The organism is Nonomuraea africana (assembly GCF_014873535.1).
GTDB classification, from domain to species: Bacteria; Actinomycetota; Actinomycetes; order Streptosporangiales; family Streptosporangiaceae; genus Nonomuraea; species Nonomuraea africana.
Map to the genome: position 1 here is coordinate 4,991,373 of NZ_JADBEF010000001.1, position 12,958 is coordinate 5,004,330.

The window sequence follows — 12,958 nt, forward strand, 5'->3', positions numbered from 1 at the left end:
CCGCTCGGGGGTGGCCCGCCCGGCGGCCGCGACGCGGCGGCCGCCGGGCGAGGGCTGGGCGGTTACTGGATGGTGGAGCGGCGGATCACGTCGGCCGCGCCGCTGCCGTTGTTGTCGGAGTTGGTGGAGCCGAACCAGATCGCGCTCGCGCCGGGCACCTTCTCCACGGCGCGCAGCCGGCCGTACGTGCCGTTGAAGTAGGAGTTGACCGTCGAGACGTTCTCGCCGTTGAGCACGATCCGCCACAGGCGCTGGCCGCGCAGGGCCGCCATGAAGATCGTGTTGTTGACGATCGCGATGCCGGACGGCGAGGCCTCCGAGACGCTCCAGGTGTGCTTGGGATTGGTCATGCCGGAGACGCTGCAGGAGCCCTCGCACTGCGGCCAGCCGTAGTTCCTGCCCGGCAGGATCAGGTTGAGCTCGTCACGCGAGGAGTTGCCCAGCTCCGACGACCACAGGCGGCCGGCGGAGTCCCAGGCGATGCCCTGCGGGTTGCGGTGGCCGTAGCTGTAGACCCGGGTGTTGAACGGGTTGCCGGGGGCGGCCGCGCCGGTCTTGGTGATGCGCAGGATCTTGCCGTTGAGCGAGGAGAGATTCTGCGCGGTGCTGGTCTGCTGCGCGTCGCCGGTGGTCAGGTACAGGTAGCCGTCGGGCCCGAACTTGAGCCGGCCGCCGTTGTGGTACCTGTTCTTGGCGATTCCTTGCAGGATCGAGGTGTAGCCGGACAGCGCGGTGCCGTTGAAGCTCATCTTCGCCACCCGGTTGCCCTCCGAGGAGGTGTGCATGAAGAACACCTCCTGGTCGGTGCCGCCGTTCCAGGTCGGCGACATGGCCACGCCCATCAGGCCGCCCTCGCCGCCGGTGGTCTGGCTGTTGGGCACGGTGCCGACCTGCGTCCTGGTGCCGCTCGGGGTCACCTTGAAGACCCGGAAGGTGTCACGCTCGGTCACCAGGGCGAAGCTGCCGTCAGGGGCCCAGGAGATGTCCCAGGGGACGTCCCAGCCGCCCACGACGGTGGTCGGCGGCTGCGGCACGGTGCCGCAGCTTCCGGTGGTGAAGCCGGCACTGGCCGTACTCGGCGTGGACAGCTGCCCCGCGGTGTCGCGCGCGATCACCCGCACCTGGTAGGTCTTGTTGCACTCCAGCGGCACCGTCGTGGTGGTCGCGGGCGGCGTGCCGGTGACCTCCTTGAGCAGGGCGTTGCTCTGGTCGACGATGCGGTAGGCGGTGACGCCGTTGTCGTCGGTCGAGGCGCCCCAGGTGACGGTCGCCTGCGTCGGCTGCACGCCCGACACGGCGGGCTGGCCCGGCTGGCTGGGCGGGTCGTCCGCCGGCGCCGGCTGGGTACGGCAGCTGACCTCAGGGCTGCTGTCCGAGACGTTGCCCGAGGCGTCCCTGGCGAAGACCGAGATCTGGTAGGCGAAGTCCGGAGTCAACCCGGTCAGCGTGTACGGCGGAGCGGGCGCGGTGCCGATCTGGGTGCCCAGGTGGAAGATGTCATAGGCGACGACGCCGATGTTGTCCGTCGAGGGACCCCAGTCGAGCTTGAGGCTGTTGTGGGTGATCTCGCCGCAGGACGGCTGGCCCGGAGCGGTCGGCTTCTCGGTGTCGCCGGGTCCTGTGACGCTCAGCCGGTCGAGGTTCGGCCCGCCGTTGGCGGTGGTGGCGGTCGCTCTGACCGTGTTGGCCCCGGCGTTCAGCGTGGCCGTGACCGACAGCTCCTGCCAGGTCGACCATGCGCCCGTACCGGGGAAGTCCTGGTTGACCGCGGCGCCGCCGTTCACGGAGATGCCCATCGGCCGGTTGGTGGTCGTGCCGTTGGCGAAGCGGAACTTCAACGTCTGCGGCCCCGCCGTCGCCGCGCTGACCGTGAACTCCACGGAGGAGCCCACCACGTTGTCGTAGTTGACGAAGCCGGAACCGGTGAAGCCCGCGTGGTTGGACTCCACCACACCCTGCGAGATGGTGGCGCTCTCCGCCTGGTAGTCGGTGCTGGGGGCGGCGACCTCCACGTCCAGGTAGTCCCAGTTGGGGTTGCCGCCTACGGCGGCCGCCGTGGCGCGGATCTTGTTGGCGCCCGCCTGAAGCGGCGCGGTGAAGGTGCTGGTGGCCCAGGTGGACCAGGCGCCGGTGGGGTTGAAGGCGCGGTCGTCGGCGACCAGCGTGCCGTTGACGGAGATGTCGCCGGGCCGGTTGGCGGTGGTGCCGTTGGCGTAGCGGAAGGCCAGGGTGGCGGTGCCGGCGGCGGGGGCGGTGACGGTCCATTCCGTATAGCTGCCTGCCACGTTCTCGCCGTTGACGAAGCCGGTGCCGGAGTAGCCCGCGTGGTTGGACTCGACGACGCCCTGGACGACGGTGGCGTTCTCGGCCTCGTAGCGGGTGGGAGCGGCGTGGGCCGCGGCGGCGGTCAAGGCGGTGAGCGTCCCGGCGGCGAGCACGAGGGCACAGGCTGCCCGGGACCAACGTAAGTTCATGGTGCTCCTTGAAGCGGGGTGGCGAAAGATTGGAGCTTTTCCCCGTGTTCCCACAGAAAGTCACGACCGTCAACGGATTTCGGGCTTTGGAACGATTCATTTTTTAGGAAGGTTTCCTAACTCCTATCTTGTCTAGAGATCCGATGTCATCTCTGGCTCTGGACGACTGCGAACGGTTGCGGTATGTCATGTGTAGCTCTCTTCTGGCGAAAGATTGGATCTGTCGCCCGGGCGTACCGGCCTCCAGCGCGCCCGGGAACCCTCACCTTCCCAGTGCTAGCCGGTGATACATGGGATGTCTCACCGGTGCGAGGAGACGTCACCGTGTTCACCAGAACCCTGGCGGCGATCGCCGCCGCTGCTCTGCTGCTCCAACCGGTGCCCGCTCATTCGGAGGCGGCCACCGTCCACGAGGCCGAGAACGCGACGATCTCCCAGGGCGTCGTCGAGTCCGACCACGCCGGATACACGGGCACCGGCTTCGTCAACTATGTGAATGTGGTCGGGTCTTACGTGGAGTTCACCGTCGACGCGGCCGCCGCGGAGACGACCGCGCTGACCTTCCGGTTCGCCAACGGCACCACGACCGACCGGCCCATGGACATCATGGTGAACGGCACGCCGTTACGGAGCGTCTCGTTCCCGGGGACAGGCCCCTGGACCTCCTGGCGGCAGACCACCGTCGAGGCCGCTCTCACCGCCGGCGCCAACACGATCAGAGCGACCGCCACCACCGCCAACGGCGGCCCCAACCTCGACTCCCTGACTGTCGGCACGCCGAGCGGTCCCGACTGGTCCGTCGCCGTGGTCGAGTCGACCATGGCCCGCTACGCCCCCGGGACGCTCGGCGGCTGGAGTTACACCCGCGGCCTGTACCTGTGGGGGCAGTACCTCGTCTGGCAGCGCACCGGCGATCCCCGGTACCTGCAGTACATCAAGGACTGGGCCGACCGCTTCGTCGACTCCTCCGGCAACATCGGCAACAGCTTCAACAACCTCGACAGCATGCAGTCGGGCAATATCCTGCTCGCCCTGTACAAGGAGACGGGCCAGTCGCGCTACCGCACCGCCGCCGCCAAGATCAGGAACCGGCTGAACACCTACCCGCGAACCTCCGACGGCGGCTGGTGGCACTCCACCTCCTCCAGCCGGGTCGACCAGTTGTGGGCCGACGGCGTGTTCATGGTCAACCCGTTCCTCGCCCGCTACGGCGCCTGGGTCGCGGCCGACACCTTCACCCGCACCGAGCCGGCCAAGCAGATGGAGGTCTACTTCAGCCACCTGCGGCGGAGCAACGGGCTGCTGTACCACGCCTACGACGAGCCGGGCGAGCCCACCGCCTCGTGGGTGAAGCCGTCGCTCGGCAACACCAACGGCATCTCCTGGTGCCGGGCGATCGGCTGGTTCGGCATGGCGGCGGTCGAGATCCTGGAGATCATCCCGGCCGACCACCCGCGGCGGCAGGCGCTGATCGACATGCTGCGTCAACTGGTGCCCGCCTACGCCCGCTGGCAGGATCCGGCCACCGGCCGATGGTTCCAGATCGTCACCGAGCCCGGCGACTCCGCCAACTGGACCGAGACCTCGTGCTCGGCCATGTACACCTACACGATCTCCCGCTCGGTCGAGCGCGGCTACGTCGACGCCTCCTACCAGGTCAACGCCGAGCGCGGCTACGAGGGGGTGTTGCGCAAGGTGTCACTGGGCTCGGACGGCCGCACGAACGTCGTGGACATCAGCGAGGGCACGAACGTGGACGACGTGCTCAGCTACTACTACAGCCGGGCAAGACCGACCAACGACTTCCACGGCCTGGGGGCCTTCCTCATCATGAACGAACAGATGCACCGCACAGGTGCCAGCCCTGTCAGTTGAAGACGACGTCAGAGACCGGCGCAACGGAACCTTTGCGCCGGTTTCGGCCTGCTCCGCGAGCAAGGCCGCTGCGGTGGCGGGCACCTGCATGGCGCGACAGACTCCGAGAAGGCATGGTAGCCGGTGCTCACCCGCTCGCTTCCGGGCTCCCCGGACCGGCGTCCCCGGCCTGCTCGTGCACCATGTACTGCGCGTACCAGGTCGGCCAGTCCGGGTCGGGCTGCCCGATCTCCTGCTCGTGCCGGCCATGCGCGGCCTCCGCACGGCGCAGGGCCTCGGCCAGCCCCGCCACCGAGTCAAAGGACACTTCCATTTCGGTACTCCTCCTGTGCTGACCACCATGCTCCGGCCCGGTCACCTGCCCGGAAGGCGGGTGGTGACCTCCTGGAGCATCCAGCCGTTGCCATCGGGGTCACTGAACGAGGCGAAAGAGCCGTAGCTCTTGCGGTCCGGATCCGGGCCGGACACCCGTCCCACGGTCCCGGCGTGGTGCCACACCCCGCCCTCGTCATGGAACACCTCACCCACGTCGGCCCCGCGGTCGATGAGCTCGGACCGTGCCGCCTCGATGTCGTCGACGATCAGGTACAGGCCCTGCATCGAGCCCGGCGCGGCCGAGGTGATCCCGCTGCCGAAGATGACCGAGCACCCCGAGCCGGGTGGAGTCACCTGCACCACCCGGAGGTCGTCACCGGTGGCGAAGTCGGCGTCCTCCCGCCACCCGAGCGCCTTGTAGAAGTTCTTGGACCGGTCCACGTCGGCGACCGGCACCACCACGACCTCGAGCTTCATGTCCACGGCCTCGGATCCTCTCCATTCGATGCCGGTGGCAGGTGTATGCCACCAGGGCTGGTGTTGTGCCATGGGGGGAGTCCTGCCCTCCACGCTCGCGCCCCTCGCCGCCGAAGTCCAGGAGCGGCAGCCTCAACTATCGGCAGGCGGTCGTCCAACTTTCGGACGGGTAAGCCAGGGAACGCCCCAGGATGAGCAAGACCCGCCCTGGCCAGACCTGGACCTCGTCAGCTGTTTCGGTCCTGCTCCGGCGGCATGCGGCCGCGCGTCGCCCTTCCCAGCGGGGGGTGCTCCTCCTTTGCGGGTGCTTGGCCGTCGTTTCTCATCAACACCCCTGCCGCTGTTGACCTCCGACGCTGCTCCATACGAACGCCTCACCCTTGCGCCGGACCGAACCGAGGCCGGGAAACGGCAGGTGATAGGCGTGTACGAGCAGGTTCTCGTCGGCCGCCCACGCCAAGAGCCGGCGGCGGCTGACCGCCGATCGAGGGACGTCGAGATCCCACGGCGTGCACCAGTCGGGGTGGGTCAGCTGCAGCGGGTCGTAGAAGGTGTCTCCGACGCAGAGGAGGCGTTCGCCACGGGACTCCAGCAAGATCGCGGTGTGGCCAGGGGTGTGGCCCGTGGCCTCGACTGTGCGGACGTTCGGCAGGATCTCATCGTCATATCGAAACGGGCGCAGCCGCTCGCCGAAGAGTCTGATTGCTTCGCGTGCCGATTCCCGATGCGGGCCCGCGGCCGCGGCACCCGACCAGTACGCCACTTCGGCAGTGCCGTACGACGGGTCTGGCGTGGGAGCAGCTCACGGAGAGTCGCTGATCACAATCGCCTGCGAGGTGCGGGAACAGGCTCCTCAAGCCTTTGCCGGCGATCCACGCCTTCAGACATGATCAAGTATGGCGATGAAGCAGGCACTGCTCGCCTACTACGAGCAGGACAGAGAACACGGCCGGCGCCGAGAGGGCCGCGGCCGGTTAGCCGGGGGGCATGCTCACCATCACCCACCGCTTGTGACACAGAACGTGCATTTGCCGCCTTGAGCTCCGAGGGTTAACCTAGGAATGTTAGGTTTAACCGAAGATGCCTAGAAAAAGGGTGCGCACGTGGCGCGGGCCGGATTGACGGCGGACCGGGTGACGCTCGCCGGTGCCGAGCTGGCCGACGAGGTCGGGCTCGACCACGTGACCATGTCGGCGGTGGCGCGACGACTCGGCGTGAAGGACGCGAGTCTCTATGCGCACGTCCGCAACCTGGAGGACCTGCGCGGGCGGATCGCGCTGCTGGCGGCGGACGAGAAGACCGTCCGCATCGCCGAGGCCACGGCCGGGCGGGCCGGGAAGGATGCGCTGGTGGCGTTCGCGAACGCCTACCGCGCGTACGCCCACGACCACCCGGGCCGGTACACGGCGACGCAGCTCCCGATAGACATCGATCCCGAGCTCGTGGCCCGGGCTCCCGGGCCACGACGCGCGGTCGAGCTGACCTACAGCATGCTGCGCGCGTACGCGCTGGACGAGCCTGATCTGACCGATGCGGTCCGGCTGGTGCGCAGCATGCTCCATGGCTTCATCAACCTCGAGGCCGCGGGTGGGTTCGCGTACGCGCGCCCGGCAGACGATTCCTGGATCCGCTGCCTCGAGGCCCTGCACGCCCTCCTGGAGCGTTGGCCCGCACGCACCCCGTGAAGGAGACCCATCATGATCAGCCTGACCACGAGGTACGCGGAAGGGGCCCGCTCCTGTTACTGATCCCCGGCGGCGCGGGCGATGCGGCCTCCTTTGACGGCGTCGCCGACGACCTGGCCGCCGATTACACGGTCGCGTCCTACGATCCACGCGGCCTGTCCCGCAGCCCGTTGGACGACCCGGAGGCCCCGCAGCGGGTCTCGCAGCACGCCGACGACGCGTTCCGGCTGCTGGAGCGGGTCTCAGCACGCACCCCGCCGAGTTCGGCGAACTGCTCCGCAAGGCACTGAGCGCCTAGCTCACACAACGGAAGCGGGTGCCCGCGCCGAGGCGGCCCATCAGGTCGGCCACGTCCATGATGCGGGCATAGTCGGTCGCTGAGTCTTCTGAAGCCTCCCTATCAGATATGCCGCGCTACCCTGCTCACCCGTTCTCCTTCGCGATCCCTTCGCGCACGGCTGGGACGATCTCCCTTGCCCAGCGGCCCAGGAAGACGACGTCCGGCGCGGAGTGATCGGCAGAGAAGAGCGTGAAGCCCGACGCGCCGTGCTCCAGCACGGCTCCGGTCAGTTCCTCGACCCACTGGCCGACGGAGCCGCCGATCCAGCGGCCGTCGCGGTCGCGCGTGGCAGGCAGCGGCCGGTCGGTGATGCGTCCGGGGAAGTTGAAGACCGTGCGGATCTCGCCCGGATCGCGGCCCACGGCCGCCGCCGCCTCGTCGATGACCTGCCGCGACACCCGGTATCGCGGGCTGAGCCAATCCGCCGCGTGACCGGGGATCCAGCCGTCGGCCACCCGGCCGGTGGCGGCCAGGGATTTCGGGCCGACCGATCCGGTCCACACGGGAGGCGCGGCCACAGGAGCCGGTTCGATCTGGTCCACCTGGTAGTGGCGGCCCTGGTAGGTGACCGGCGGACCGCCACCCGACAGCGACTTGATCAGGACGATCGCTTCTTCGAAGGCGTCCACGGCATCGCCCGGTGACAGCCGCGGCACTCCCATGTCGGAGATTCGATCCCATAGCCCCCCGGCGCCCATGCCGAGCACGATGCGGCCGCCCGACAGCGCCGACAGTGACGTCACCGTCCGTGCCAGCATGGGGGCGGGCCGGGTCGGCAGGTTGGTGACGTTGGCGAAGCCGGAGATGTGCCGCGTACGTCCGAGGATGAATCCGAGTGCGGCGTAGGCGTCCAGGCGTCCGCCGATGTAGGGATGGTCCGACAGCGAGAAGATGTCAAGCCCGTCACGGTCGGCCTGCTGAGCCATGCGCAGCAGCTCCGACACCTCGTCGATGCCGGAATGCGCGCCGAAGCCGAAGACGATTTCCTGTACAGACAACGTTCTACCTTTCATTCGAGGAGGTGTTTCGACATAAAGCCCGTTCGTTGCGTCATGGCCACTTCGGACGTGATCGCCGGATGGTTGATCACCAGGCGTACGCCTCGGAAGCGGGCTTGGCCCCGTTCGGCGCAGGCGGCGGGAACAGCTCGTCCAGCTTGGCCAGCGTGCCGTCGTCGAGCGTGATCTCCAGCGCGCGGAGCGAGCTGTCGAGCTGCTCGGCCGTCCGTGGCCCGATGATCGGCCCGGTCACGCCGTCCTGCGCGAGCAGCCAGGCCAGCCCGACGTGGGCCGGGTCCTCGCCGAGATCGGCGCACACCTTCTCGTACGCCGCAATGGTCTCCCGGTGTTCGGCGAGCGTGTCGGCCGAGCGCGGCGAGCTGCCGTGCTCGTGCGCACGGTCCATGATCGTATGACTGTCCTCTTCGGAGGTTTCCGGCCCGAAGTTCATGGTGCCGAGGACGAGCCGGGACACGTCAGTCGCTCCCGAACTGCTCGGTGAAGCGGCCGGTGAACAGGTCGGCGCCCTTGTACTGCGAGACCGTCTCAGCCGGGACGACGGCCGGGCCGTCGGGTGTGGGCAGCTGGCCGACACCGCCACGCGGTCCGAGCGGGAGCAGGATCATGGGGTGGGGCAAGGGCCGGTAGGCGGCCGTGGGCCGCTCACCACGCAGGTGGGCGATGATGTTCTGCGCCACCACCTCGGCGTGCTGCATCGCGTACCCGGCCATCTTGGCCTCTGCGACATCGGTGATGTCGCCGATCGCGTAGACGTGGTCGTACCCGTGGATGTTGAGGGTCTCGGTGACGGGGACCTGTCCTTGCGGGGTGCGGGTCGTGAGCCGGCCGTCGTCGAGGTAGTCGCTGTTGACCCGCACGCCGTGGGCGCGGAACCAGATGTCGGCGGTGATCTCCTCCCCGCCGGTGGTGGTGACGGTGAAGGTCTCGGCCTGACCGGGCTCGGTCGGCGGCGGCGCGGTCAAGCCGGTGCCCAGCCGCACCTGGATGCCCAGGTCGTCGAGCTGGCGGTGCAGATCCTGGCGCAGCTCCGGCCGGAAGTCGGCCAGGAGCTGCTCGGCCGGGTCGACGATGGTCACGTGCTTGTACGGCCAGACCTCCTTGATCTCCCCGGCCAGCTCCAGGCCGACCGGCCCGGCGCCGAGGATCAGCACCCGCTCGGCATCGACCAGTTCCTTGTGGGTTCGGCGGAGGTCGTCCAGGACCTCGTCGGTGGAGTCGGCGTTGGGCTTGGCCGGGTAGGTGTAGCTGGAGCCGGTGGCCAGGACGAGATAGTCGGCCTCGACACGCTGACCCGAGGCAAGGGTGACGCCACCGGGGTCCACCGAGACCGCGCGGTCGCGCAGCACCGTGCCCCGCGTCAGCCACTCGGCGTAGGGGAAGAACATGTTGCTCCCCCAGTCGGGCTGGGTCAGTGCCCGCAACGACCCCGCCGAGTTGATGAACGCGTCGCGAGGATCAATGAGGATGACGTCCGCCTCGGCGTCCAGCGCCTTGGCGAGCGCCGAACCCCCGTAACCTCCGCCGATGACCGCGACTGTACGACTCATGATTAACGCCCCTACCGACAAAAAGAGTTGCAGTTCGTGTCACGAACCATATTAGTTCGTGATACGAACTGCAACTCTCTTCGCCGGACACGGCGGGGCGGTCTCAGTGCTTGCGATCGGCGAGGGCTCCATCGTCGGGCTCCAGGAAGACCACCGGAACCTTGTTGTCCAGTACCACGCGACCGAGCAGCCCGGCGAGCACGTCACGTTCGGCGGCGGCGAGACCCGTTGTCAGCCGCTCGATGCGCCGGCAGGTCTCGACATAGAACTCCTCCGCGAGCCTGCCGCCCTTCCGGGTGAGCGCGACCCGCACCGCCCGCGAGTCCTGCGGGTCCGGTCTGCGCTCGACCAGGCCGTTGCGCTCGGTGCGGTCCACCAGTCCGGTCAGGCTCGACTTAGCCAGCCCCAGCATCGCGCCCAGCTCGCTCATGCCGTACGGCTGCGCCATCATCACGCACAGCAACTGTCCCTGCTGCGAGGTGATGCCGTATTCCCGGGCGGCCTCGGCGTACACCGCGTTCACCAAGAACGTCGACCGTACCAGCGCGGCCACCACTCCGATCTGGCCATCATCATCTTTAACCACTCGGCCAGTGTAGCCTTCAAACGTCTTACAATTCGCGAGGCGAACTACCTGATGAGCACATCAGCCATCGCCGCTGAGTGCTTCCCGCGAACCGGCAGTGCCCATACGGCCCCTGAACCCGTCAATGCTTCATCGCCTCAAGTTGCAGAAGGAGCCGTTTGTCACGACGAGCAGCTCCCGGTTCCGGCAGGAGTGGACTTGTTATCTGCACACCCGGTGATGCCACACACTTGTTCGATATGATCAAGCAGACAGGGGTATCGGAATGAGCACGTCAGAGCTGCCCGTGAACGCCACACAGCGCCGCATGTTCCTGACCGGGGCGGTCACCGGGCTGGCCGGTGCCGCATTAGTCGGTGGAAGCACGCCGGCCGCGGCGGCGGCCACGGTAGGGCCGGACTGGTTCAACGTCAGGGAACACGGTGCGGTGGGCGACGGAACCGCCGACGACACCTCGGCGGTCCAGGCCGCGATCAACGCCGCGGCCGCGGCCGGCGGCGGAACCGTGTACTTCCCCGGGGGCAAGTACCTGGTCAAGCCGTCGGGCGGCACCCCAGCCCTGACCGTCACCGGCAACGGGATCCGCCTGTCCGGTGCGGGCAGCAAGGCCGCCATGCTCGTCAAGGGCGGCGACGGCATCCTCTTGCGCATGTCCGGCGCCGGCGCCGACAAGACCGGCGCCACGCACCGGCGCTACTGCTCGGTCGACAACCTCGGCTTCAACGGCAACGGCAAGACCGGGCTGCTGCTGGAGCTGTACTACAACGACAACTCCTACGTTCGCGATGTCTTCATGACCAGCAACCGGGACATCTGCATCGACGCCGTGGAGTTCTGGGACTCCAGGTTCTACAACCTGGTGATCGAGTCCTCCACCGGCCCCGCCGACAGCACCGCCCACCCGAACATCTGGCTGCGCAACACGTCGACAGCCACACCTGGCGCCTGGGGCCACAGCACCGACAACGTCAACCAGATCCACTTCACCGGCTGCCGGCTGGAGGCGTTCGGGACCGGCGCGCTGTGGATCACGCAGGGCCCGGCGAGGACCAACAACCCCAACGGGATCTACCTGACGGACTGCAAGTTCGAGACCTCCCAGATGCAGGGCGGTCCGCACCTGCAGGTCGACGCGTCCTGCAAGCACGTCCACGCGACGAACATCTACGCGTACGCGGGAGGCTTCGCCGCCGGGTACTCCACCGCGCAGAACATCATCCGCTGGGCGGGCATCGCCAGCACCCTGGAGAACGTGCTGATCGCCAACGGTCCGACAGCGACCGTGAACTCCGGCGTCATCCTCTATGCCAGCCCCGGCACGACCGCGGTCCTGCGCGAAGTCGTGGGCCTGTACGGCACCAAGCCGAACGGCTCCCACATCTACTACGAGGCAGGCAGTCCCGGCGACTTCCGGGTGGAGGGCTGCTACGGCAACGTCGGCGGGCAGTCCGGCGGCACCATCCCGGCGAAGAACCACCCCAACCCGCCGCTGCGCCTGGTCGCGGGTCCCGTCAGCGACGCCTCGTTCACCCGGCCGCCACTGGACGGCACCATGGCGGTAGACACGGTTTCCAAGCGGCTGTACGTGCGCGTGAGCGGCAGCTGGATGTGGACGGCGCTCAACCAGTAGACCCGGCTCCCGTCCGGCGTGCGGTGGCGGCCATCCCCGGGAGGCGGTGCGCCCGAACTCGACGACATCCGAGTCAAAGGAGTGCTTGCCGGGATGGCCGTCGGACAACTGGCACCGCTCAGGGTATGCCACCGCCGGCCAGGCCGCGGTCGACATGTGGGCCGAAAGCGTCACCGCCACCGGCCCGCACTACCCGGACTACCGCCTGCCCGACCGCACCGCCGGCCGATAGCGACGCCCCGAGAGGGGAAGCGGAAGGCCCCTCACTAGGGCCTTCCGCAAACCGGACAGTGCGCTGATGCCGGCCTGTTTCGCGGGTGAACTAGCGTGGCGGCTCAGGCTGTATGCCGAGCGGTGTGGCCTTCACCAGCGACGTCGACTTCACCCAAGCGATCTTTGCTTGCGGCCTGGTCCGACTCGAGCGCCACAGGGTGCGGCGCTTAGTCGGCGTGCTCTCGTCCGGCGCCACGATCATGTCCTCCGCTAGGTCGCCGTATCGTGGAGCACGAGCATGATGTGCTCGTCTTCGCCGTGCCGGACCGTCCCGCTCCGCTGGAAGCCGTGCTTCTCCAGGAGCCGCACGGAGGCGGTGTTGGCGTGGAAGGGGTCGGCGTAGAGCGGGCGCGCCTTTTCCTGTTGCAGGAACAGTGCCAGTGCCTGCGTGCCGACGCCCCGGCCCCAGAACGCGCGGCCGAGCCAGTAGCCGATGAAGCGTTTGTCCCCCTCCCACCAAGCCACGAAATTCCCGGCCAGGACGCCGTCCACCGTGACCGCCTGCGCAAATACGGTTGGGTCACCGAGGATGCGCGTGGTCCAGTGACGGAGGAACGCCTCTCGCTCACGTGGAGGGAACTTCGAGCGCCGGACGGCCTCGGGATCGTGCTCCTGCGCCAGGAACACCTCAAGATCAGCCACCACGACATCCCTCAACCGCACGCCATCGCTCATGCCGAGTGAGTCTGGCATGCGGCACCGACAACGGAACCTGGCCGGGATCGGCATGGTCTCTA

14 protein-coding genes are annotated in these 12,958 nt (G+C 68.2%); 5 read left to right on the forward strand and 9 right to left on the reverse strand.

What is annotated here, in order from left to right; genetic code table 11:
- Nucleotides 1-62: 62 nt before the first annotated feature.
- Complete coding sequence (locus H4W81_RS23520) at nt 63-2,474, reverse strand: PQQ-dependent sugar dehydrogenase (protein WP_192776809.1); 2,412 nt, start codon at nt 2,472-2,474, stop codon at nt 63-65.
- Between the two features lie 324 nt (nt 2,475-2,798).
- On the opposite strand from H4W81_RS23520, the gene H4W81_RS23525 reads away from it, so the two are divergent.
- Nucleotides 2,799-4,349 (forward strand): glycoside hydrolase family 88 protein, encoded by a 1,551-nt coding sequence (locus tag H4W81_RS23525; protein ID WP_318781911.1) that lies wholly within the window; start codon nt 2,799-2,801, stop codon nt 4,347-4,349.
- A gap of 127 nt (nt 4,350-4,476) precedes the next feature.
- Here the strand turns inward: H4W81_RS23525 and H4W81_RS23530 are convergent, their stop codons facing one another.
- The 3 genes from H4W81_RS23530 to H4W81_RS23540 form a co-directional block, all read right to left on the reverse strand.
- On the reverse strand, nt 4,477-4,662 hold the full coding sequence (locus tag H4W81_RS23530; RefSeq protein WP_192776811.1) for a hypothetical protein: 186 nt from the start codon (nt 4,660-4,662) through the stop codon (nt 4,477-4,479).
- Nucleotides 4,663-4,703: 41 nt separating this feature from the next.
- The gene (locus tag H4W81_RS23535) at nt 4,704-5,141 is read right to left on the reverse strand and encodes a VOC family protein (protein ID WP_225960059.1); all 438 of its coding nucleotides are present in this window, start codon (nt 5,139-5,141) and stop codon (nt 4,704-4,706) included.
- A gap of 325 nt (nt 5,142-5,466) precedes the next feature.
- A complete protein-coding gene (locus H4W81_RS23540; RefSeq protein WP_192776813.1) occupies nt 5,467-5,904 on the reverse strand; it encodes an MBL fold metallo-hydrolase in 438 nt (145 codons plus the stop codon).
- 340 nt (nt 5,905-6,244) lie between these two features.
- On the opposite strand from H4W81_RS23540, the gene H4W81_RS23545 reads away from it, so the two are divergent.
- Nucleotides 6,245-6,826 carry a TetR/AcrR family transcriptional regulator gene (locus tag H4W81_RS23545; protein ID WP_192776814.1) on the forward strand — a complete coding sequence of 194 codons (582 nt, stop codon included), beginning with the start codon at nt 6,245-6,247 and terminating at the stop codon, nt 6,824-6,826.
- Complete coding sequence (locus tag H4W81_RS23550) at nt 6,823-7,116, forward strand: alpha/beta fold hydrolase (RefSeq protein WP_225958752.1); 294 nt, start codon at nt 6,823-6,825, stop codon at nt 7,114-7,116. Before H4W81_RS23545 ends, H4W81_RS23550 begins: the two co-directional genes overlap by 4 nt.
- A 133-nt stretch (nt 7,117-7,249) precedes the next feature.
- On the opposite strand, the gene H4W81_RS23555 is transcribed toward H4W81_RS23550, so the two are convergent.
- The 4 genes from H4W81_RS23555 to H4W81_RS23570 form a co-directional block, all read right to left on the reverse strand.
- Nucleotides 7,250-8,164, reverse strand: a complete 915-nt coding sequence (locus H4W81_RS23555; RefSeq protein ID WP_192776815.1) for an LLM class flavin-dependent oxidoreductase — start codon at nt 8,162-8,164, stop codon at nt 7,250-7,252.
- A gap of 88 nt (nt 8,165-8,252) precedes the next feature.
- The gene (locus H4W81_RS23560) at nt 8,253-8,639 is read right to left on the reverse strand and encodes an aldo/keto reductase (protein ID WP_318781912.1); all 387 of its coding nucleotides are present in this window, start codon (nt 8,637-8,639) and stop codon (nt 8,253-8,255) included.
- 1 nt (nt 8,640) lies between these two features.
- Nucleotides 8,641-9,732, reverse strand: a complete 1,092-nt coding sequence (locus H4W81_RS23565) for an NAD(P)/FAD-dependent oxidoreductase (RefSeq protein WP_192776816.1) — start codon at nt 9,730-9,732, stop codon at nt 8,641-8,643.
- A gap of 103 nt (nt 9,733-9,835) precedes the next feature.
- A complete protein-coding gene (locus tag H4W81_RS23570; RefSeq protein WP_192776817.1) occupies nt 9,836-10,318 on the reverse strand; it encodes a MarR family winged helix-turn-helix transcriptional regulator in 483 nt (160 codons plus the stop codon).
- Between the two features lie 265 nt (nt 10,319-10,583).
- Between H4W81_RS23570 and H4W81_RS23575 the strand changes: the two genes are divergently transcribed.
- Together H4W81_RS23575 and H4W81_RS23580 are read left to right on the forward strand one after the other, a co-directional pair.
- Complete coding sequence (locus tag H4W81_RS23575; RefSeq protein ID WP_192776818.1) at nt 10,584-11,948, forward strand: glycosyl hydrolase family 28-related protein; 1,365 nt, start codon at nt 10,584-10,586, stop codon at nt 11,946-11,948.
- 85 nt (nt 11,949-12,033) lie between these two features.
- Nucleotides 12,034-12,180 (forward strand): hypothetical protein, encoded by a 147-nt coding sequence (locus H4W81_RS23580; RefSeq protein ID WP_192776819.1) that lies wholly within the window; start codon nt 12,034-12,036, stop codon nt 12,178-12,180.
- 251 nt (nt 12,181-12,431) lie between these two features.
- Here the strand turns inward: H4W81_RS23580 and H4W81_RS23585 are convergent, their stop codons facing one another.
- Nucleotides 12,432-12,896 (reverse strand): GNAT family N-acetyltransferase, encoded by a 465-nt coding sequence (locus H4W81_RS23585; protein ID WP_192776820.1) that lies wholly within the window; start codon nt 12,894-12,896, stop codon nt 12,432-12,434.
- Nucleotides 12,897-12,958 lie beyond the last annotated feature (62 nt).